Source organism: Halopolyspora algeriensis, from assembly GCF_003337235.1.
In the GTDB taxonomy this organism is placed as follows: domain Bacteria; phylum Actinomycetota; class Actinomycetes; order Mycobacteriales; family Pseudonocardiaceae; genus Haloactinomyces; species Haloactinomyces algeriensis.
The window spans coordinates 45,117-66,027 of record NZ_QPJC01000013.1; the positions used below are offsets into that span (position 1 = coordinate 45,117).

The 20,911-nt window shown below is 70.0% G+C and carries 20 protein-coding genes; 15 read left to right on the forward strand and 5 right to left on the reverse strand.

Going from position 1 to position 20,911, the window contains the following annotated elements; genetic code table 11:
- The first annotated feature begins 91 nt into the window (after nt 1-91).
- A complete protein-coding gene (mfd, locus tag DFQ14_RS17660) occupies nt 92-3,739 on the forward strand; it encodes a transcription-repair coupling factor (RefSeq protein ID WP_114454428.1) in 3,648 nt (1,215 codons plus the stop codon).
- A 102-nt stretch (nt 3,740-3,841) separates the two neighbouring features.
- On the opposite strand, the gene DFQ14_RS17665 is transcribed toward mfd, so the two are convergent.
- Nucleotides 3,842-4,108: a hypothetical protein gene (locus DFQ14_RS17665; protein WP_114454512.1), complete on the reverse strand. Its 267-nt coding sequence runs from the start codon at nt 4,106-4,108 to the stop codon at nt 3,842-3,844.
- A 156-nt stretch (nt 4,109-4,264) separates the two neighbouring features.
- On the opposite strand from DFQ14_RS17665, the gene DFQ14_RS17670 reads away from it, so the two are divergent.
- The gene (locus DFQ14_RS17670; RefSeq protein ID WP_141921397.1) at nt 4,265-5,098 is read left to right on the forward strand and encodes a helix-turn-helix domain-containing protein; all 834 of its coding nucleotides are present in this window, start codon (nt 4,265-4,267) and stop codon (nt 5,096-5,098) included.
- Nucleotides 5,091-5,288: a DUF397 domain-containing protein gene (locus DFQ14_RS17675; protein WP_114454430.1), complete on the forward strand. Its 198-nt coding sequence runs from the start codon at nt 5,091-5,093 to the stop codon at nt 5,286-5,288. Before DFQ14_RS17670 ends, DFQ14_RS17675 begins: the two co-directional genes overlap by 8 nt.
- On the opposite strand, the gene DFQ14_RS17680 is transcribed toward DFQ14_RS17675, so the two are convergent.
- On the reverse strand, nt 5,285-5,476 hold the full coding sequence (locus DFQ14_RS17680; RefSeq protein ID WP_246195813.1) for a hypothetical protein: 192 nt from the start codon (nt 5,474-5,476) through the stop codon (nt 5,285-5,287). The two genes, DFQ14_RS17675 and DFQ14_RS17680, sit on opposite strands and share 4 nt — an antisense overlap.
- A 510-nt stretch (nt 5,477-5,986) precedes the next feature.
- Here DFQ14_RS17680 and DFQ14_RS17685 point away from each other — a divergent pair.
- Genes DFQ14_RS17685 through DFQ14_RS17700 form a run of 4 tightly spaced genes read left to right on the forward strand, consistent with a single transcriptional unit; the run spans nt 5,987 to nt 9,241 of the window.
- Nucleotides 5,987-6,391 carry a hypothetical protein gene (locus tag DFQ14_RS17685; RefSeq protein WP_114454431.1) on the forward strand — a complete coding sequence of 135 codons (405 nt, stop codon included), beginning with the start codon at nt 5,987-5,989 and terminating at the stop codon, nt 6,389-6,391.
- A gap of 2 nt (nt 6,392-6,393) precedes the next feature.
- On the forward strand, nt 6,394-7,017 hold the full coding sequence (locus DFQ14_RS17690) for a DUF3558 domain-containing protein (protein ID WP_257233753.1): 624 nt from the start codon (nt 6,394-6,396) through the stop codon (nt 7,015-7,017).
- On the forward strand, nt 7,017-8,411 hold the full coding sequence (locus DFQ14_RS17695) for a PPE domain-containing protein (RefSeq protein WP_114454433.1): 1,395 nt from the start codon (nt 7,017-7,019) through the stop codon (nt 8,409-8,411). Before DFQ14_RS17690 ends, DFQ14_RS17695 begins: the two co-directional genes overlap by 1 nt.
- Nucleotides 8,411-9,241 carry an ESX secretion-associated protein EspG gene (locus DFQ14_RS17700; RefSeq protein ID WP_114454434.1) on the forward strand — a complete coding sequence of 277 codons (831 nt, stop codon included), beginning with the start codon at nt 8,411-8,413 and terminating at the stop codon, nt 9,239-9,241. Before DFQ14_RS17695 ends, DFQ14_RS17700 begins: the two co-directional genes overlap by 1 nt.
- Before the next feature lie 34 nt (nt 9,242-9,275).
- On the opposite strand, the gene DFQ14_RS17705 is transcribed toward DFQ14_RS17700, so the two are convergent.
- Nucleotides 9,276-9,953: an esterase/lipase family protein gene (locus tag DFQ14_RS17705; protein WP_114454435.1), complete on the reverse strand. Its 678-nt coding sequence runs from the start codon at nt 9,951-9,953 to the stop codon at nt 9,276-9,278.
- A gap of 259 nt (nt 9,954-10,212) precedes the next feature.
- Here DFQ14_RS17705 and DFQ14_RS17710 point away from each other — a divergent pair, with 259 nt between their 5' ends.
- The 4 genes from DFQ14_RS17710 to DFQ14_RS17725 all read left to right on the forward strand — a co-directional run bounded on the left by DFQ14_RS17710 (nt 10,213) and on the right by DFQ14_RS17725 (nt 14,230).
- On the forward strand, nt 10,213-11,148 hold the full coding sequence (locus DFQ14_RS17710; RefSeq protein WP_246195812.1) for a SurA N-terminal domain-containing protein: 936 nt from the start codon (nt 10,213-10,215) through the stop codon (nt 11,146-11,148).
- Between the two features lie 83 nt (nt 11,149-11,231).
- The gene (locus DFQ14_RS17715; RefSeq protein WP_114454436.1) at nt 11,232-12,278 is read left to right on the forward strand and encodes a nucleoside triphosphate pyrophosphohydrolase; all 1,047 of its coding nucleotides are present in this window, start codon (nt 11,232-11,234) and stop codon (nt 12,276-12,278) included.
- A gap of 144 nt (nt 12,279-12,422) precedes the next feature.
- Complete coding sequence (locus DFQ14_RS17720; protein WP_114454437.1) at nt 12,423-13,247, forward strand: lytic murein transglycosylase; 825 nt, start codon at nt 12,423-12,425, stop codon at nt 13,245-13,247.
- A gap of 80 nt (nt 13,248-13,327) precedes the next feature.
- Complete coding sequence (locus DFQ14_RS17725; RefSeq protein ID WP_420810192.1) at nt 13,328-14,230, forward strand: lytic transglycosylase domain-containing protein; 903 nt, start codon at nt 13,328-13,330, stop codon at nt 14,228-14,230.
- Between the two features lie 57 nt (nt 14,231-14,287).
- On the opposite strand, the gene DFQ14_RS17730 is transcribed toward DFQ14_RS17725, so the two are convergent.
- Nucleotides 14,288-14,671 (reverse strand): tetratricopeptide repeat protein, encoded by a 384-nt coding sequence (locus DFQ14_RS17730; RefSeq protein ID WP_114454516.1) that lies wholly within the window; start codon nt 14,669-14,671, stop codon nt 14,288-14,290.
- 260 nt (nt 14,672-14,931) lie between these two features.
- Here DFQ14_RS17730 and eno point away from each other — a divergent pair, with 260 nt between their 5' ends.
- Genes eno through DFQ14_RS17745 form a run of 3 tightly spaced genes read left to right on the forward strand, consistent with a single transcriptional unit; the run spans nt 14,932 to nt 17,205 of the window.
- A complete protein-coding gene (eno, locus tag DFQ14_RS17735) occupies nt 14,932-16,218 on the forward strand; it encodes a phosphopyruvate hydratase (RefSeq protein ID WP_114454438.1) in 1,287 nt (428 codons plus the stop codon).
- Between the two features lie 4 nt (nt 16,219-16,222).
- On the forward strand, nt 16,223-16,711 hold the full coding sequence (locus tag DFQ14_RS17740) for an FtsB family cell division protein (protein ID WP_114454439.1): 489 nt from the start codon (nt 16,223-16,225) through the stop codon (nt 16,709-16,711).
- Nucleotides 16,708-17,205: a DUF501 domain-containing protein gene (locus DFQ14_RS17745; RefSeq protein WP_420810193.1), complete on the forward strand. Its 498-nt coding sequence runs from the start codon at nt 16,708-16,710 to the stop codon at nt 17,203-17,205. Before DFQ14_RS17740 ends, DFQ14_RS17745 begins: the two co-directional genes overlap by 4 nt.
- A gap of 37 nt (nt 17,206-17,242) precedes the next feature.
- Here DFQ14_RS17745 and DFQ14_RS17750 read toward each other — a convergent pair whose 3' ends face one another.
- Nucleotides 17,243-18,931: an isovaleryl-CoA dehydrogenase gene (locus DFQ14_RS17750; RefSeq protein ID WP_114454518.1), complete on the reverse strand. Its 1,689-nt coding sequence runs from the start codon at nt 18,929-18,931 to the stop codon at nt 17,243-17,245.
- Nucleotides 18,932-19,086: 155 nt separating this feature from the next.
- Between DFQ14_RS17750 and DFQ14_RS17755 the strand changes: the two genes are divergently transcribed.
- Entirely contained in the window at nt 19,087-20,892 is a 1,806-nt protein-coding gene (locus tag DFQ14_RS17755) for a lytic transglycosylase domain-containing protein (RefSeq protein WP_141921396.1), read from the forward strand.
- Nucleotides 20,893-20,911 lie beyond the last annotated feature (19 nt).

Here is a 20,911-nt window from a genome sequence, read left to right on the forward strand (position 1 = left end):
CCCCTCCTCACCGTGGCTCCTGTGGCGAGTGTCCCGAGCCGTTCATCCGGTGGAGGAGGTTTGTGTTCTCCGTCGCGGTGCGAGGTACTCCATGACCCAGGCCGGCCCCCAGTCGGTCGATTCCCCGTCGGCCGGTCCCCTGGCGGGACTGCTCGAAACGCTGTTGCGGGATCCGGCCGTGCGGCAGGTCGTCGAGGCGACCGATCGTTCTCGTCTGACCCTGGAGGGGCCCGCCGCGGCACGCCCGCTGGTGGCCGCGTCCCTGGCCGCCGGAAGCCGCGCGGGGGGAACGGACCGCCCGGTATTGCTGGTCACGGCGACCGACAGGGAGGTCGACGAGTCCGCGGCGGCCCTGTCGGGCCTGCTCGGCGCGGACGGGGTCGCGGTCCTGCCGTCGTGGGAGACGCTGCCGCACGAGCGGCTCTCGCCGCGCGCCGACACCGTCGGCAAGCGGCTGGCGGTGCTGCGCCGTCTGGCCCATCCCGAGGAGGACGCGCGCGGCCCGATCCGGGTGCTGATCACCACGGTGCGCAGCCTGATCCAGCCGATCGCGCCCGGCCTGGGCGAGCTGCGCCCGGTGCGGTTGCGCCTCGGCACCGAGCACGACTTCGAAGAGCTGGTCGGGCGCCTGGCCGGGCTGGCCTACGAGCGGGTCGACATGGTGGAAAAGCGCGGCGAGTTCGCCGTGCGCGGCGGCATCGTCGACGTGTTCCCGCCCACCGAGGAGCATCCGCTGCGGGTGGAGTTCTGGGGTGACGAGGTCACCGAGATCCGCCCGTTCTCCGTGGCCGATCAGCGCTCGCTGTCGGACGGCTCCGGTGAGGAGGCTGCCGAGCTGTTCGCCCCGCCGTGCCGGGAGCTGCTGATCACACCCGATGTGCAGCAACGCGCGGCCGAGCTGGCCGAGCGGCACTCCTCGGACCCGAATCTCGGCGAGATGCTGGGCAAGATCGCCGCCGGTGCGCCGGTGGACGGGATGGAGGCGCTGATCCCGGCGTTGTGTGCCGGGGAGATGCAGCTGCTGACCGACCTGGTGCCCGCCGGAACGCACGTGGTGCTGGCCGATCCGGAGAAGGTGCGGGCCAGGGCCGCCGATCTCGTGCGCACCGGGCAGGAGTTCCTGGAGGCCTCCTGGATGGTCGCGGCCGAAGGCGGTCAGGCTCCGATCGATCTCGGCGCGTCGGCCTACCGGGGACTGGGCGAGGTCGCCGAGTACACGCGTGAGCTCGGGGTGCCGTGGTGGACGCTGACCCAGCTCAGCAGCGACGCCGACGTGGAGGACACCGACGACGAGGTGGTCCGCCTCGCGCTCAAACCGGTGGAGGCCTACCGCGGTGAGCTGGACCGCGCCTTCACCGACCTGCGCACCCACACCGCAGGCGGCGGTGCTTCGGTGATCGTCGTGCCCGGTGCAGGCACCGCCCAGCGCGCCGTGCAGCAGCTCCGCGAGGCCGAGCTGCCCGCCAAGCACGTCGAGGGCGGGCTTGCGGCGGAGCCGGAGCCCGGCGTGGTCACCGTGGTGCGCGGCGGGATGGAGGACGGATTTTCCGCCCCGGACGTGGGACTCGTGGTACTCACCGAGACCGACCTGACCGGTGGTCGCGGCGGGACGTCCACCAAGGACATGCGCAGGATGCCGTCGCGGCGCCGCAACAGCGTCGACCCGCTCGCGCTCAAGCCGGGCGATCACGTGGTGCACGAGCAGCACGGCATCGGCAAGTACGTCGAGATGGTGCAGCGCACCGTCGGCGACGCCACTCGGGAATACCTGGTTCTGGAGTACGCCTCGCGCAAGCGCGGCCAGCCCGGCGATCGCCTGTTCGTGCCGACCGACCAGCTCGACGAGGTGTCCCGCTATGTCGGCGGCGAGCTGCCCACGCTGAACAAGCTCGGCGGCTCGGACTGGAAGAACACCAAGGCCAAGGCGCGCAAGGCGGTCAAGGAGATCGCCTCCGAACTCGTCCAGCTCTACGCCGCCCGCCAGTCCTCGCCCGGCCACGCGTTCAGCGCGGACACCCCGTGGCAGCGCGAGCTCGAGGACGCCTTCCCCTACACCGAGACCGGCGACCAGCTGGCCGCGATCGAGGAAGCCAAGGCCGACATGCAGAGCCCGGTGCCGATGGACCGGGTCGTCTCCGGCGACGTCGGCTACGGCAAGACCGAGATCGCCGTACGTGCCGCCTTCAAGGCGGTGCAGGAGGGCAAGCAGGTCGCGGTCCTGGTGCCGACGACGCTGCTGGCCCAGCAGCACCTCAACACCTTCACCGACCGGATGCACTCCTTCCCGGTGACCATCAAGGGGCTTTCGCGGTTCACCGACCCGCACGAGGCGGAGCAGACCGTCAACGGCCTGGCCAGCGGCGAGGTCGACATCGTCATCGGCACGCACCGGCTGCTGCAGACCGGGATCCGCTACAAGGACCTGGGTCTGGTGATCGTCGACGAGGAGCAGCGCTTCGGTGTCGAGCACAAGGAACACATCAAGTCGCTGCGCACCCACGTCGACGTGCTGACCATGTCGGCCACGCCGATCCCCAGGACGTTGGAGATGAGCATGGCCGGTATCCGCGAGATGTCGACCATCCTCACCCCGCCCGAGGAGCGCCACCCCGTGCTGACCTACGTAGGCGCCTACGACGAGAAGCAGGTGGCCGCGGCGATCCGGCGGGAGCTGCTGCGCGACGGTCAGGTCTTCTTCGTGCACAACCGGGTGCAGAGCATCGAGAAGGCGGCCCGGCACCTGCGGGAGCTCGTGCCGGAGGCGCGAATCGTCACCGCCCACGGGCAGATGAACGAGGACCGGCTGGAAAAGATCATCCAGGGATTCTGGGAGCGCGAGCACGATGTGCTGGTGTGCACCACGATCGTGGAGACCGGTCTGGACATCTCCAACGCCAACACGCTGATCGTGGAACGCTCGGACACGCTCGGCCTGGCGCAGCTGCACCAGCTGCGCGGGCGCGTCGGGCGGGCCCGCGAGCGCGGCTACGCCTACTTCCTGTACCCGCCGGAGAAGCCGTTGACCGACACCGCGCACGACCGGCTGGCCACGATCGCGCAGAACTCCGAGCTCGGCGCCGGGATGGCGGTGGCGATGAAGGACCTGGAGATCCGCGGCGCGGGCAACATCCTCGGTGCCGAGCAGTCCGGGCACATCGCGGGGGTCGGGTTCGACCTGTACATGCGGCTGGTGGGGGAGGCCGTGCAGGCCTTCCGCGAGCACGCCGGGGCCGACGATTCGGGCGAGGAGGAACTCGCCGAGGTGCGGGTGGACCTGCCGGTGGACGCCCACATCCCGCACGACTACGTGCCGGGTGAGCGGCTGCGGCTGGAGGCCTACCGCAAGATCGCCGCCGCGGCGGACTCGTCCGCGCTGGATGCGGTGCGCACGGAGCTGGCCGACCGTTACGGCCCGGTGCCCGAACCCGTGGAGCGGCTGCTCAAGGTCGCGATGTTCCGGCAGGTCTGTCGCGCGCACGGGGTCACCGAGGTCACCCTGCAGGGCTCGTCGTTGCGGGTGGCGCCGGTGGAGCTGTCGGAGTCGGCGCAGGTGCGGCTCAAGCGCCTGTACCCGAAGGCGGTGTACAAGGCGGCGGTGCGCACCGTGTCGGTCCCGCGTCCGACCGAGGGCGCGGCGGGCGGCCGGATCGGTGCGCCACAGCTGCGCGACGAAGCACTGCTGGACTGGTGCACCAAGCTCGTCGAATCCCTGGTGGCCGCCCCCGCCCCCGCAAGCTGATGTGAGTGAACGCCAACTTTCGTTGCTTCTATCCGAGCGAAAGTTGGCGTTCACTCCGCGGATCGGAGTCGGCGGCCTCCTCGGAGAGCACGGTCGCATTTCTCAGAAGTCCCACAGCACGCCGAAACACTCACGCGCCTCGGCGATTTCCAGGCACTGTGGACACTGATCGAGGATCTCCTCGGTCGCCGGTCGTCTGCCCGCAACGGTGGGGAAGGGGAGTCGGATCCACCTCTCGCACAGCGTCGGCACCCAGTCCCCGGACGGGCGGGCTCCCGGAAGAATGTCGGTGGCATGGCGGATATCCGTGCTCAGCCCGACGATCCAGTAGACGTCGATGCGGTCACCGAGGAACGGGTTCGGGAACATCATCGGCCTCCTGCCCAGTGCAAACGATCAGGTGAACCGAAGCTAGAAGTAGTGTGACTGTCACAGCAATATGGGACATTGCTGATCCAACTGGTCGAAAAGCCCGAATTGTCACGGAAGGTGTGACAGACTGGGCACGATCGTCGGAGGTCAAGCGTGGACGGGGCGAACAAGGTGCGTCAGTTGGGGCTGGGTGCTGATCTGCGTACTCTGCGGGAAAAAAGTGGCATGTCCACCCGATCGGTGGCAGAAAAGCTCGGCATCTCGCGGATGGCGGTCAATCGCACCGAGGCCGGCACCAGGAACGCGGCACTCGAAGAGGTCATTGCCCTGTGTGCGCTCTACGGTGTGACAGGAAGGCAGCGCGAGCGCTTGATCGAACGGGCACGAGGTGGGGACGGGAGTAGTTCGTGGCTCGCAACCGGCCCCGCGACAGCGGATCAGGTCACGAGCCTGATCGCCTTGGAAGGTGAAGCGTCGGTAATCACCGACGTGTCCGTGACGCTTGTGCCCGGACTCGTACAGACAGCCCAGTACATGCGGGCCGTCATGGGAGGTATGCCCGAAGCCGAGTGGATGGTCGCGACGCGGATGGCAAGGCAGGCTTTGCTGACCAAGCCGGAAGCACCGAGCCTGCGCCTGATCGTCGACGAATTCGTTCTGCGGCGTCGAGTTGGTGGGAAGGCTGTCATGTACGAGCAGCTTGACCACTTGCTTCGTGTGACGACCATGCCGAACGTGTCGGTCCACATCATCCCGGCTACGGCGGGAATGCATGCGGGATTGGACGGTTCTTTTGTGCTGCTGAACTTCCCGGAGCGGGAGCCTCACGTGTACATAGAGGCCCGTAGGTCCGGGCTTGTGCTGACCCGCGCTCGGGATGTCGAGCCGTTCGCCGAAGGCATCGATGAACTCGACCGCTGTGTTCTTGATGACCGGCGATCTTCACGACTGATCGAGGGGATCAAGGAGGAACTGGCGCATGAGTAGCTTGATGTGGCGCAAGAGCAGCCGTAGTGGGACCAACGGGAACTGCGTCGAGGTGGCGGTGACGCGGGATGCGGTGCTGGTGCGGGACTCGAAGGACCGGGCCGGTGGTCACCTCGGTGTGTCGGCACCGCGGTGGCGGTCGTTCTTGTCCCGGTTGAAGGACGGACGCTACGGCGGCAGTACCGGCTAGCGATGTCGGGGAACCTGTGGCGGGCTGCTGGGACCGTCACTGCCGCTGCTGGTGGTTGTGGTCAGGCCGGCCAGGATCAACAGACCGAGCGCGGTGATGACCACTCCCAGGATTTGCGCCATCCGGGCCAGCCCCGGATCACGGCGCCTGGCCCACATCCCGGCGCCGAGCAAGACGAGTCCGACCAACAACGGTCCGTACCCAAAGGGCACCGAGACCCACGTGATCACTCCGACCACCACAGCGAACACCACGTACCGGATCGTTTGAGTCCTGCCTTCAGTGGTCCGACTCGGTTCCATCGCACACCCGCTTTCTCGGCTCCTGCGCCGGGTTGCTCCCGCCTCGGCCAGCCAGCTGATCGACGAGGCGATCGCCGACAGGACGAGTACGGTTGGTCTCCACCCGCGCAGCATGCCTCAGCAATGCAGGCCGCGGGCACGATCACGCCACTGACCACACGGTTGCACCAAACTGCACGCTCACCAGCACATCCTTCTCTGCCCGAGACAGAAGGGAGTGTCTCGGTGTGTCGGCGTCGCGGTGGCGGTCGTTCTTGTCCCGGTTGAAGGACGGACGCTACGGCGGCTGAGGTGTTCGTGCGAGGGAATCGGTGAACCGGCCCATGCCGGAGTGCCCGTCTGGCAAACTGCGCCACGGGAGTGCCCAGGCGGAGTCGGCAGCGGCAGGGAGGTTCCGTGGCATTCGTCAACGCGTCGATGGCCATGTCCGGTGACGGCAGCATCGTCAGACCCGCCGAGGCGGAGCGCGCTCTCGCTTCCGGCGTGGCCACCAGCGTCGGGTACCGGATCGAGCGCGAGCAGATCCCCGAAGCCATCGCCGACTTCCAGCGGGCGCTCATGGCGCTGGACGAGGCCGAGCAAGAGGCGCTCAAACACGATCGCATCATCCCGCCGGGCGGCGATCCGTACAGCAAGCAGGCTGTGCAGACGATGGGCCCGGAATTGGTCAGCAATTACCGTGCGTCGAACCATCGGGACAAGGCGAACATCGAAGCGATGATCGAGAACCTGGACGCGGCGATGCGCCAGTACGACGCTCAGGAAGATGCAGCCGCTCTGTCCTTCCGGCCGGAGGTATGACATTGCTGAGCAGAACCGGTCGTGCGGCCGTCGCGTTGTCCGCCGCTGCTCTGCTCGCCGGCTGCGGGGCGCAGGAAACCTCGGGTGAGCCGCAGTCGACGAGCCGACCATCCCAGGACCTGCACGGTGCACCGAAGGTGCAGAACTCGTTGGACACCACGGCGTTCCACCGAGAACCGTGCAGCGTGCTGAAACCCGAGCAGATCAGCGCTCTCGAAATGACACAGTGGAAGCCGGAAGCGGACTTGGACTCCACTGGAGGGCCGAGCTGCGATTGGGGCTACATGGGAGGGCCACCGGACTACACGGTCTCCAGAACCGCTGTCACCTTCATGGTCAACGGGCACGGTTTGAAAGGTACCTATTCCAAGCGGGGCAAGGGCGTCTTCGAGTACTTCCGCGAGCTGAAGCCGATCGAGGGCTATCCGGCTGTCGCGGCCGGAAGTACCGCCGGTGGTACGCCTGAAGAAGAAGCGGCATGTGAGGTCGAGGTCGGTGTGACCGATGCTCTGTCGGTCCTGACACAGGTGAATCTCGGCAATGGCTCCCCCTACCAGGGCGATCCGTGCGGGCGGGCGCGTGCGGTGGCGACCGAGGTCGTGCAGACGTTGAAGGCAGGTGCGTGATGGGCTGGGGCCTGGACTACATCCAGGAGGTCGGCGGCGCCGTCGTCGACGGGGTGCAGAGCGCGGCCTCGGCGACCGTCGAGGGTTTCCAGGATGCCGCGAGCTGGGTGCACGATCAGCTGACGCCCGACATCCGCCCGGAAGGCGTCAACGGCCACCGGATCTACGTCTGGTTCCACCACGGTCCCGGCACCGGCAGTCTCGACGATGCGGTGGACGGCTGGCACCGGGTGTCCGACAAGCACACCGAGGTCGGTGACGCGGTGAACTCCGCGATGGGCAAGCTGCACACCTCCTGGGACGGCGAGGCCGCGACCGCCGCCCAGCACGCGGCCCGACCGCTGCGCGACGCGGCCGACACCGCGAGCGCCTGCGCGAAGCAGGCCGGAGCCGCGCTGGAAGCACAGAGCTTCGGGTTCAACGAGGCGAAGAAGAACATCACCGACGTGCCCGCCGATCCGCCGACGATGAACCCGCTCGCGGGTGGGATGGGCGCGGTCGACCACTACCGGGAAGTCCAGAGCTATACCGCCGAGCAGCAGGCCAACCAGGCCGCGCTGCAGAGCTACGGCTCGCAGACCGGCAACAACTCCGGCAGCGTGCCCTGCTTCGACGGCACCTCGGGTGAGGCCAACCGGAATGTGACCACCACGCAGCCGGAGTCGGCCGGCCCAGCCGGAGCGCACCGCACGAATCCGGGCGGGGCCGGAACGGCATCGACGTACTCCGCCGGTTCCGGCGCGTCCGATAGGAACACTTCGGGATCGCGCGGGGACGGCCACACCGGTGGCGGCGTGCGCACCGGTGCGCCGGGGTATCCGGGTGGTGGGTCCGGCAGCGGTGCCCCCTCGGGCACCGGATCGGCCTGGTATGGCGACGACGGCGGGCAGCCCGGTGGTGGCGGATTCGAGTTCGGCACCAGCCACGACCTCTCCGGTGCGGGCATGGTGGCCGGTGCGGCCGGCCTCGCCGCCGGTGGCGGTGCCGTGCTCGGCGGTGGCGTACTCGGTGAACGGGTCGGTGGGCGCGGCGGCATCAGCGGACGCGGCCTCCTCGGCACCGGATCGGGCACCGGCAAGGGCACCGGATCGGGACCCGGCGGATCCACCGGGCGCGGCGGATCCGGTGCCCCCGGTGTCGGCGGGCGCAGCGGGGTGGCCCCCACCACCGGTAGCGCGGGCACCACCGCGTCCTCCGGCGCCGCGCGCACCGCCGCGGGCGCCCCGATGGCGGCCGGAACGGGCGCCCGAGGTCAGGAAAGTGACGACGAGCAGCACGAGCGCCCCGAGTGGCTGACGGCCGAGGAGAGCCCGGACGAACTGTTCGGCACCGACGAGCGGACCGCCCCGCCCGTGCTCGGCGCGCTGCCTTCCGAGCGCGAAGGCCCGCAGTGATGGGCGACCGCGTCGAGCGGATCATCGAACGTCCGATCGTGATGAGCTACACCTGCTACGACGTGCTGCATCACGGCGAGTGCGGCGAGAGCGCACCGAAACCGGCCGGCCTGGAAGGGCTCTCGCCGGGGCGTACGAACCGGGAACGCATCCGGATCATCACCGAGGTCCTCGCCGATTTGCGCGAGCGCGGCCTGGCGGTGGTGGACACACCGGTGCGGCCGCTGCGCGAGGCGATCCGCCTGCTGCACAACTCGCACCGCCGCCTCTACGGCCGGTACGCGATCCGCGAGGGGGACGGGGTCACGCAGGGTGGTTTCCACATCGCCGAGTCCGAGGGGTGCGCGGTCCTGGCCGCCTGGGAGGGCGAGCAGCTCGTGCTCGAACCCCTCTCCCCGGAGACGATGCTGCCGACCGTGGTGAGCCTGCTGCCCGCCACCGCACCGATCGACGATGCCGCCATGGTCGTGGCCCCCGAACGCCCACCGCGCCACGTTCCCGACGGCCCCGCGGAGCTCCGGGCACAGCCGGCGCGGGAGGAGGGCCGGCCGGACCCCGCGCAGGACGCGGTGCAGCGCAACCACGATCGCCTCGAGGAATTGACGACCGGGCCGCTGGATTTCGTCATGCAGATCGGTCGGTCCACCCGCACGGCCGGAGGATCCGAGCGGGCCTGCGAGCACCCGCTGAACTACTACGCGGGTGCGCGGGGAGCACTGCTGACCGTGCTCAAACGCCCCGGCGAAGGATCCGCTCTCCGCCGTCACGTGCTCCCCGCAACCCGGGAGAACGTCCTGCGAGAGCTGCGCGAGCTCGGCCGCGCGGGGTGAGCGGCGCCGTGCGCGCGCAGGACGGTCGGTGAGGTCAGGCGATGAAGTCCCGCACGCTTTCGTAGACCTCGTCGGAGGAGAGCAACGAGATGTGCCCGATGCAGGAGACCTGTGCATTGCGCGCCCCGGCCAGGGCGGTGCTGCTGTCCGGGTTGATCACCTCGTCGCACGGTGATCGCAACGTTGCGTAGTCGACCTCACCGGGTGTCTCGTCGCCGGCATTGAGGTCGGTGAGGAATCCGGAACCGTAGCGCATCTCCTGGCACGAGGTTGTCCAGCACGCATAGGCGGCGTTGGTGCCGTGGTTGGGGCCGCCGATACTGACCCAGTCGTCGACCTGTGCGGTGCCGCCGAGGAACTTCAGAAAGTGGCGTGAGGACAGCCCGCCCATGGAGTGAGTAATGAGATCGACCCGGTCCGCGCCGGTGGTTTCGAGCACCCGGTCGACCTCGCTCGCGAGTTGTTCGGCCGTGGCCACATTGGACTGACTCCAGTCGTAGTACCACACGTGCAGATCCTCGTCGCTCCAGCCGTCGGAGCCGAACGAGTCGACGAAGTACGTCCAGTTCCAGTCCGCCCCCATCCATCCGTGCACGAAGACCACGGGTTCGTGGCCGGGATCGGCCGAGGCCGAGGTGGGGGTGAGTGCGGAAGCGACAGCCACCGTGACGAGGGCGGTGATCCGGGTGAGTCGAGCGGCGAAGCGACGCATGGTTCCTCCGGTCGTGATCGCACAGCATGATCACCGGAATGGTGATCAAGATCACGGTAGCCGTGTGCGCATGCGTGTGGATCACCCCGAGCGGGGAATTTTGTCCGAATTTCCGGGCAGGTGACATGCGTTCCCGCTTTCTCGGGGGCACCCCGCCCGAGCACGCGGCCGGTGCACGTGGCGACCGGCGAGCCGCCTTCGGTGGCTCGGTGCGTGAAAGTGCTCCCACACGGCGCTGCTTCATGAGAAGGTTGCGGCTGTGAGTTCCGTCATCCTCCGCCTCACGCGTGTGGTCGTTTCCGTGCTCGCCGCCTGCCTGCTGCTCGCCGGTTGCGGTTCGAGCCCGGGCAAGGTCGGCACGGCCGCCATCGTCGGTGACCGGGCGATCCCACTGACCGCTGTGGAATCCCGATTCAATGCCGTGCTGGACAAGGAATCCGGCCTGACCGAGCAACTCCGGCAGCAGGGCCGGATGGACGATCTCGCCCGGCGCATCGCCGGGTTCGCCGTCCGGGAGGAACTGGCCAGGCAGGCCGCGCACCGGGAAGAACTGCAGGTCTCCGAGCAGGAGATCACCGAACGTATCGAACGTGCCGGCGGGGCGCAGGCCGCCACCAAGGGCACGATCTTCACCGCGCGGAACTATCGCGAGGTGGTGCGCTCGCAGCTGCTGATGACCGAACTCGGCCGCCGATACCTCGGCAGGACCTCGGTCACGTTCGACTACACCCAGGCCACCACCCGCAAGGAAGCCCGCGCCAAGGCCGAGCGCATGGCACAGGGGCCGCAGCAGGCCGCCGCGCTCATCGCGGACGACCGCGCAGCGGGGATCCCGGCCGAATCCGGTAAGCAGGTGCGTGCGGCGCGCAATGCCTCGCTCGCGGTCGGCACCCCCCTGTTCGGTGCGAGCCCGGGAACGGTGCTGGCCTTCAAGGGGCCGAATCAGCGTGCGGGTACGTGGCTGATCGCCCGCGTCACCGAGCGCAACGCGAACGCCGATCCGGTGCCGACGGGGAAGGTCGACGAGCAGACCCTGCAGGCCTTCGGGACGCGGCTGCTCGGGCTCACGGCCGAGCGTGCCGGCGTGCAGCTCAGCCCCCGCTACGGTGCCTGGGACCCGATCATGCTCAGCCCCGCGCCCGAGGAGGGGCAGAAGACCGGCTTCAGGCTGGCCGGGCACGCCCGACCGGCCTGAGCGGCACGAGTGCCCGGGTCGGTTCGGGACCGGTACCGACCCGCTGCCGAGGCACACTGCGGGTGCCTTGAAACAATCGCGGTATGAGTGCTGTGAACGAGCCGATCGTCGAGGGGTGTGCTGTCGTCCTCGTCGACGACCGGCTTGGTGAGGTCGTCCCGGCAGCGGCCGTGCCGGTGCTGCGCACCGCCGCTGCCGTCTACGCCGATGCGGGGCTGGCAGCGGAGACGCGTGCCGCTCTCGGCGCACCCGAGCCCCCGCCGCGGGCGGACCTGCTGGCACAGGCCGCTCGTGAACCGGTCGTGCTGGTGACCTCCGATCCCGGTGTCGCCGAGGTCGCCTCCCTGCACGATGCCGGGGCGCAGTGGGTCGGCTCCGCCGCCCCGACCGGGGTGGAACTGCTGGATGCGGTCACGGTGATGGACCGGTTGCGTTCCCCGGGAGGGTGCCCGTGGGACGCCGAGCAGACGCACGATTCGCTGCGCCAGTATCTCGTGGAGGAGACCTACGAGTTGCTGGACGCCCTGGAGCGCCGTGACCGCACGGCGCTGCGGGAGGAGTTGGGTGACGTGCTGCTGCAGGTGCTCTTCCACGCGCGGGTCGCCACCGAGGACGAGGCGGACCCGTTCACTGTGGACGAGGTGGCCGCGGAGCTGGTCAGCAAGCTCGTTTCGCGGCATCCCAACGTGTTCGCCGACGCGGAGGCCATCCACGATGCCGAGTCGCAGCACCTGCGTTGGGAGGAGCTCAAGCAGCAGCAGAAACGCCGCGAATCCAGTGTGGATGGTGTCGCCCTGGGGCAACCCGCCGTGGCACTGGCCGCCAAGCTCGCCCAGCGAGCCGGGCGCGCAGGAGTGCCCGCCGACCTGCTGCCGCGGCGCGAGGACACGGGTGGCGAGCTGTTCTCCACCGCAGCCCGGGCGAAGCTGGCCGGGCAGGATCCCGAGGACGCGCTGCGTGCCGTGGCGCTGCGCTTCGCCGAGCGGGTGCGCTCGGCCGAGTCCCGGGCGCGGCGAGCGGGCCGGAATCCCTCGAAGCTGTCGGAGGACGAGTGGCGCCGGTTCTGGGACGGATCCGGCGGCGAATCGGTCGATTCGGGCGTCCCGCCGGAGGTCGCTTCCGATGCGTGATCCACACTGATCTCCCGGTATGCACCGGTACTCGACAGTGCCGCCGGGTGTGGCGCGTGCGCGTGGGTGAATACCGCCCGCTCGACCGCAGCACGACGAGGATGCGGGCACACTGGGCGGTATCGAGGGTTTCGGGAACGGGGGATGCTCGTGTCACAGCAACCGGCAGGGCCGGGGCTTCGGCCGGGGCCGGTACTGGGCCTGGTGGCTCTGGTCGTACTGGTGCTCGTGGTGTGGAGTGCTGTCACCGGGCCGGTCGACGAATCCCCGTCGGGCGTCCCGGCCGACCTCCCGACGGCGGCGGCTCCGCCGGATCCCGGCGCCGAGCCGCCGAACATCCGGGTGTTCCCACCCGAGCAGGCGGAGGACAGCCCCGAGGGCAGGCCGCAGCGACAGCTGGAAGGGTGGGCCGCTCCGCTCTCCGAGGAGCTCGACATCCCGGAACCCGCGTTGGAGGCCTACGGATACGCCGCGAGCGTCCTGGAGACCACCCGTCCGGACTGCGGCCTGAGCTGGTCGGTCCTGGCCGGGATCGGTGCCGTCGAATCCCGGCACGGCCGCTACGGCGGTGCCGAACTCGACCGGACGGGACGGCCCAGCACTCCGATTCGGGGACTGCCCCTGGACGGCCGGGACGGTGTGAAGCTCATCCGGGACACCGACAACGGCACCCTCGACGGGGACACGACCTACGATCGAGCTGTCGGGCCCCTGCAGTTCATCCCGACGACCTGGGAGAAGTGGGGCGTCGACGCCGATGGCGACGGGGTCGCCGACCCCGACGACATCGACGACGCGGCGATGGCCGCCGGGGATTACCTGTGCGCCTCGGGGGGACATCTCCGCGATGCCGACCGGTTCTGGGACGCGCTGCTGACCTACAACGCGAGTCGCAGCTACGGCCAGGACGTTCTCGACCGCGCCGACCACTACGGTCGCAAGAGCCACCGGCTGTCCGCCAAGCGGTGACCCGCCGGGCAGCAGGTGCGTGACCGAGCGGTGATCCGTGACTCTTCGGCACCAGCGGGACGAACACGTAACCTGTTCGGGTGACGCAGCACACGCCGACGGAGTCCACCCCGACGGAATCCGCCCCGCCGACCGAGCCGGCCGCACGGAACACGCCGAAGCAGCTCCCCCCGCGCCTCACCGCAGTGCTGGCTGCCCTGGGACGTCTCGGGATCGCCGTGAGCCTGCTGGCGACGATGGTCGCCGCGGCCGGGGCCGTTTCCGTGCTCGGGCGTCCGGACGCGGCTCCGGTTGCCGGTCCACCTGCCAAGCAGGCACTCGAGCCCGCCCCGGTGCAACCCGGTTCCGCCGCGCCACCCGTGCAGAAACCCGTTCCCGCTCCCGAACCGCAGCAGCAGGACGACGTCGGGATCGGCCCGGTCCGGGAGTGGGCCAACAAGGTGGCCTCGGTGGTGGACATCCCCGCGCGGGCTCTCGTGTCCTACGTGCATGCCGATCTGGCCCTGAGCGAGCACCAGCCGGACTGCCGGATCTCCTGGGCGACGTTGGCCGGGATCGGCCGGGTCGAATCGGATCACGGTCGCTACGGGGGCAGGACGTTGGGGGAGGACGCCGTCCCGTCCCGGCCGATCATCGGGATCCCCCTGGACGGCGGGCCGAATGTGCGCGCCATCCGGGACACCGACGACGGTGCGCTCGACGGCGACCCGGTCTACGACCGTGCCGTGGGCCCGATGCAGTTCATCCCGTCGACCTGGGACAAGTGGGCCACCGACGGCAACGGGGACGGGGTGGGCGACCCGCAGAACCTGGACGATGCCGCCACGGCCGCCGCCCGTTACCTGTGCGCGGGCGAGCGCGACATGAGCACCGGACAGGGCTGGTGGTCCGGAGTGATGTCCTACAACAACTCCGTGGAGTACGCGCAGAAGGTGTACGCGCTGGCCGAGAGTTACGCCCGAGCCGGCAACCGCCGCCGGTAAGGGGGTGTGCGGGTTGGCTTGCGGAAGCGGTGCCGGTGGCGGAACCACGCTGTCGGCTCACTCGTGGGCGTTGGCCACTGCCAGGTGGGCGTTGATCTCCCCGAGTGCCTCCTGGTACGCGGGGTCGGGATACATCGTCGCGGCGAGCCGCACCTGCGTCTGCGCCTCGCTGAGCCTTCCCTGCCGCTGCAGGGTGCGCCCCAGCACCAGGCGCGCGTAGTGATCGGACGGGTCGAGTTCGATCACTCGGAGGAACGCGAGTTCGGCCCGCTGGAACTGGGCCGAGAACAGGTATGCCCGGCCCGCGAGCAACTGGACGCTCGGCTTGTCGGAGGCGATGTCGAGCACCGGCTCCAGGATTTGAAGAGCTTCCAGTGGTCGCCGCTGTGCTACCAACGATTCCGCTTTGCGGAACGCTTCCACGGTGCCTTCAGTGGTCATGGTCACCCCAACGTTACGTTCCGCCGCGGCGTTTCTCCACCGGCAACCGGGTGGTTCGCGGACCCGTGTGCGGCGTGGCGCGCAGTGCTCGGGAGATGAGGACCACGGAAAATCTCCGGTGAGCCCGGCGCGCGCGATGCCGGCCTCCCGTTAGGCTCGGAGACTGTCGTCGGGCGTGCGACCCGCTTTACCCGTTCCCGCCTGCCGGGCAGTCGGGACGGTTGCCGCGCCCGTAGTTCAAACGCTGGTTAGGAGCACACGTGGCGATCATCGAGCAGGTCGGCGCGCGCGAGGTGCTGGACTCGCGCGGCAACCCCACCGTCGAAGTCGAGGTGGCATTGGACGATGGCACGCTGACCCGCGCCGCGGTTCCTTCGGGCGCCTCGACCGGCGAGCACGAGGCCGTCGAACTGCGCGACGGTGATGCCGGCCGCTACGGCGGTAAGGGCGTGGAGAAGGCCGTCGCGGGAGTCCTGGACGAGATCGGCCCCGAGCTGACCGGTGTCGAGGCGATCGAGCAGCGCGTGGTGGATCAGAAACTCGTCGATCTCGACGGCACCCCGGACAAGTCCCGGCTCGGCGCGAACGCCGTCCTCGGTGTCTCCCTGGCGGTGGCCAAGGCCGCTGCCGAATCGACCGGTCTGGAGCTGTTCCGCTACGTGGGCGGGCCGAACGCGCACGTGCTGCCGGTGCCGATGATGAACATCCTCAACGGTGGTGCCCACGCCGACACCGGTGTGGACATCCAGGAGTTCATGATCGCCCCGGTGGGTGCCGACTCCTTCTCCGACGCGCTGCGCTGGGGTGCGGAGACCTACCAGGCCCTCAAGTCGGTGCTGAAGTCGAAGGGACTGCCGACCGGGCTCGGCGACGAGGGCGGCTTCGCCCCCGATCTGCCGAACAACCGGGAAGCGCTGGACCTGATCTCCACGGCGATCGACAAGGCCGGCTTCAAGCTGGGGCGCGACATCGTCTTCGCCCTGGACGCGGCCGCGACCGAGTTCTACTCCGACGGTGCCTACCACTTCGAGAAGTCCAAGCGCAGTGCCGAGCAGATGGTGGGCTACTACACGGAACTGCTCGACTCCTACCCGCTGGTGTCCTTGGAGGACCCGCTGTCCGAGAACGACTGGGACGGCTGGGTGCGGATGACCTCCGAGCTCGGCGAGCGGGTGCAGCTGGTCGGTGACGACCTGTTCGTGACCAACCCGGACCGGCTCGAAGAGGGCATCAACCGCCGTGCCGGAAACGCCCTGCTGGTCAAGGTCAACCAGATCGGCACGCTGTCGGAGACCCTGGATGCGGTGAGCCTGGCCACCTCCTGCGGTTACCGCAGTATGATGAGTCACCGTTCCGGGGAAACCGAGGACACCACGATCGCCGACCTGGCGGTGGCCACCAGCTGCGGCCAGATCAAGACCGGTGCTCCGGCCCGCAGCGAGCGGGTCGCCAAGTACAACCAGCTGCTGCGCATCGAGGAAACCCTCGGTGACGCGGCCCGCTACGCGGGGGAGCTGGCGTTCCCGAGGTTCACGTCGGAGGCCTGAAACCATGCCCAGCGGGCGCTCCGGTGATCGGCGCCGCCGCGCCGGCGCCGCACGGGGAAGGGGCAAGCGGCCGGGCGGGCAGGGTTCCGCCCGGCCGCGCTCCCTGCCCGGCACCGGCGGCGCGTTCAAGCTGTCGTCGACACGCCGTGCGGCGGTGCTGGCGCTCGTGGTGTGCGCGATGGCGTTGAGCGTGTCGGTGCCGTTGCGGACCTATCTCAGCCAGCAGGAGGAGTTGGCCATGCGGCAACAGCAGCAGGCCGAGCTCTCCCGCGATGTGCGGGAGCTGGTCGAGCGCAAGCAGCGGCTCTCCGACCCGGCGCGGATCGAGGCGGAGGCCCGCAAGCGTCTGGGGTACGTGCGCCCGGGGGAGACGCCGTACAAGGTGCACCTGCCCGAGCAGCAGGAGCGGCAGAATTCGAAGTCCGCACCGGAAACCGTGGAGAAACCCTGGTATCAGCAGCTCTGGCAGTCCCTGATCGGGAAGGGGTCGTGACGGTGTCCAGTGACGCGTGCACGGTTGGCGAGGCCGACCGGGCTGTGATCGAGCGCCAGCTGGGGCGGCCGCCGCGGGGACTGCGCGCGGTCGCGGCCCGCGACGCGGCCGGGGAACCGACCGTGGTGCAGACCAACCCGAAGCTGGAGGACGGCACCCCGTTCCCGACGCTGTACTACCTGACGTCGCCGCGCCTGGTCGCGCTGGTGTCCAGGTTGGAGTCCGAGGGACTCATGCGGGAGATGACCGACCGGCTCGCCGAGGACCCGGAACTGGCCGAGCGGTACCGCCGCGCGCACGAGGCCTACCTCGCAGAGCGGGATGCGATCGAGCCGCTCGGCACCGACGTGAGCGCGGGTGGAATGCCCGACCGCGTGAAGTGCCTGCACGTACACGTCGCGCACGCACTGGCGGCCGGGCCGGGCGTCAATCCCTTCGGCGACGAGGCGTTGGAGCTCATCGAGCACCGCCGACCTCCCGAGGCCGAGGCCTGAGCGGCGCGGACGGGCTCGCGTAGCCGCGCACGGCGGTTCACGCCCCGGGTGTCACCCGCCGGACCAGTGCCGCGGTGTCGACCCCGTCCGGGGCGGTGCCGAAGGTGTGCCCGGAGGAGTCGAGCCGTGTCGCGAGGAAGCCGTCGGCGACCTCGCCCGGTGCGTGCCGCAGCAGCAGGGACGCCTGCAGGGTGTGCGCGAGCAGCTCGGCCAGTTTCCGTGCCCGGTCGGGCCGGGGTGCCGACAGCTCCTCGCGCAGGCCCCGCACCGCCCGGTCGTAGCGGGCGTCGGCCCCGGCAGTGCTGTCCAGCTCCGCGAACAGGGCCTGCACGGAGGAAGGCTGCTTGTCGACGGCCCGCAGCGTGTCCAGCGCGGTGACGTTGCCCGAGCCCTCCCAGATCGACAGCAGCGGCGCTTCCCGGTACAGCCGCGGCATGCCGGACTCCTCGACGTAGCCGTTACCGCCGAGGCACTCGAGCGCTTCGGCGATGGCGGTCGGGGTGCGCTTGCAGACGGAGAACTTCGCGGCGGGCAGCGCCAGGCGCAGCAGCTCCAGCTCGGCGGTCTCGCCCCGTTGCCCCCGGTCCACGGCGGCGGCCAGCCGCATTCCCAGGGCGGTGGCGCCCTCGGACTCCAGCGCGAGGTCGGCGAGCACCGCCTGCATCAGCGGGGTGTCGGCGAGCACCTCGCCGAAGGCGCTGCGGTGGCCCACGTGGTGGGCGGCCTCGGACAGGGCGATGCGCAGGTTGGCCGACGAGCCGAGCACGCAGTCCATCCGGGTCATCGACACCATCTCGATGATGCTGCGCACGCCGCGGCCCTCTTCGCCGACCAGCCACCCGATCGCCCCGGTGTATTCGAGCTCGGCCGAGGCGTTGGACCTGTTGCCCAGCTTGTCCTTGAGCCGCTGCAGCCGGATCTCGTTGCGGGTGCCGTCGGGCAGCACGCGCGGCACCGCGAGGCAGCTCAAGCCCCCCGGTGTCTGCGCCAGCGTCAGGAACAGGTCGTTCATCGGTGCCGAGGTGAACCACTTGTGGCCGGTGATGCGGTAACTGCCGTCGCCGAGAGGTTCGCCCGTGGTGCTGTTGGCGCGCACGTCGGAACCGCCCTGCTTCTCGGTCATCGACATGCCCGCCAGCAGTCCCGCTTTGTCCGCGGGGGAGCGCAACCCGAAGTCGTAGGTTCCCGACAGCAGTCCCGGCTCGTAGTGCGCGGCGAGTTCGGGGCTGTTGCGCAGGGCCGGTACGGCGGCGAAGGTCATCGAGATCGGGCAGGCGTGCCCCGCCTCGGCCTGGGACCACAGGTAGAACCCGGCGGCGCGCCGCACGTGCGCTCCGGGCCCGGCGGTGGGGTCCCACGGTGCGGCGTGCAGACCGTGGGCGACCGCGCGTTCCATGAGCCAGTGCCAGGAGGGGTGGAACTCGACCTCGTCGATGCGGTGGCCGTAGCGGTCGTGGCTGTGCAGCACCGGTGGGTGCTCGTTGGCCAGCCTGCCGTGCTCGCGTGCCTGCGCGGACCCGGCCTGTCTGCCGAGTTCCGACAGCGCCGGGAGATGCCCGGACTCGCCGTGGTGGGCGAGGGCCTCCCGCAGTGCCGGGTCGCAGGCCACCGGATCGAAACCGTCCAGCGGTGGCGGCTGGTTGAACACCTCGTGCGTCCGTGCCGGGTGCCGGTCGGTCTCGGGCGAGTCGCCCGGTGCGTGGCGGGAATCCTCGGTGACCGTCATGCCCGCAGCGTAGGACATCTGGTTACCGAACAGTAGTGATGAGTTCCGGTCGCTTGCCGCAAGCGCCGTGAGAGCGGCTTCACCGGGCGAATCGACTCGCAGTGCGGTGCAATCCGGATACATCCGGTGTTCGCCGATGATCTGGGGGAGGGGCAGTGTCGGGACGAAGGCAAGCACGGCGGCTGCGGCGCGCGGCGATGCTGGCGCTCGCGTTGTGGCTGCCGGTGAGCCTGGCCGGTGCGGCTGGCACGGTGAACGGCTCGCTGACCCAGCAAAGCCTCGCCACCCGGATCCCGAACACGCTCGATGCCCTCGCCTCGAAGTTCGACCCGGAGGACCTCGGTGCCACCGGCACGCTGCCGGGTGCTGAGGCGCCCAGTCCCGAACTGCTTCGCGATGCCGCGAAGCCCCGGAAACTGGCCGGCGGCGCCGACGTGCTCGGGGAGTTGCCGTCCGGTTCGCTCGATATCCCGCGCCCCATGCTGCGGGCCTACAAAAGCGCGGCGGAGCGCCTTTCGACGACCCATCCCGGCTGCAGGCTGCACTGGTCGCTGGTCGCCTCGATCGGGCGGATCGAATCGGGACACGCCCGCTCCGGCCGGATCGACGCCCGGGGCACGACGGTGACGGCGATTCTCGGGCCACGCCTGTCCGGTGGTCCCGACGTCGCGGCGATCCCGGACACCGACGGCGGGATGCTCGACGGGGACCCGGTGTGGGATCGCGCGGTGGGGGCGATGCAGTTCATCCCGTCCACCTGGGCCCGGTACGGCGTCGATGGCAACGGCGACGGCGAGGCAGACCCGCACAACGTGCACGACGCGATCCGGACGGCGGGGCGCTATCTCTGCGCGGGCGGAGTGAACCTGCGGAACCCGGCCGACCGTGCCGGGGCCGTGTTTCGCTACAACCACTCCGATCGCTACGTGCGCACGGTGCTGATCTGGGCGGATGCCTACGCGGCCGGGGTGACCCCGTCCCCCGGCGCACTCGCGCCGGAAGTGGACCGGACCGAGGTGCTGGCCGGACATCGCCTGCCGGAACGGGAGCCGGTGCGGACGTTCGATCCGGAACCCGTGCCCTCACCGGGGTCGTCTGCCGCATCCCCGGAGCCGTCCGCGGCGGCTGCGCCGCTGCCGGAACCGCCTTCGACACCGCCGACTCCGGTACCGCCCACTGCGTCTCCCGTGCTGCCTGCAGCGCCTTCCTCGTCGAACGGGACGCCCGCTGCGCAGGCAACACCGCAGCGCTCGGCCGCGCACGGCTCGAAGCCGTCCGATCCGGCCATGCCCGGCCCGGTCACGCCGAGCGCTCCGGCTCCGTCCGGGTCAACCCCACCGAGCCCGAGCCCGTCCATGCCGCCGAGCACACCGAAGCTCCCGGCCGGCCCGGAACCATCGGGCAACTCGGAACCACCGAGCGGTCCGGAACCATCGACCAAACCACCGGCGTCGACCGGCCCGCCACCGACCGGATCGTCGGCGCCGAGCAGCAGCGCCCCGCCGAGTACCACGCCGTCCGCCGGTGAGTCCGGTTCCGATGCTTCGCCGCCCGCGGTGCCGTCGAGGACACCGGTGCCGCCGAACGACACCAGCGTGCCGTCGTCGAGTAACCCGCCGCCGTCGAGCACTGCGCCGGAGACAGGCGCACCATCCGGCGCACCGCCCGGCAGCAGCACATCGCCCAGCGATTCGTCCTCCGGCAGCGCACCGCCCACGTCCTCGACATCCGAGGTGTCGGTGCCGCCCTGCGCACCGGAGGTGCTGGCCGAAGGGGCGTTCGTCACCCCGGAACGGTCGTCCGGGATCGGCGACACCCTCGAGTCGGGGACGACCTCGCCGGAGGAGGCGGAGCCCGGCGAGACGGTGTACGTCGAGCCGGCCGAGCCGGGCTCGCTCGAACTGTGTCGCGTGCCTCCCGACTACGTGCCGCCCGCCGGATCCCCCGGGCACGGCGGCTAGCGTGTCCGTGATCCGGGAA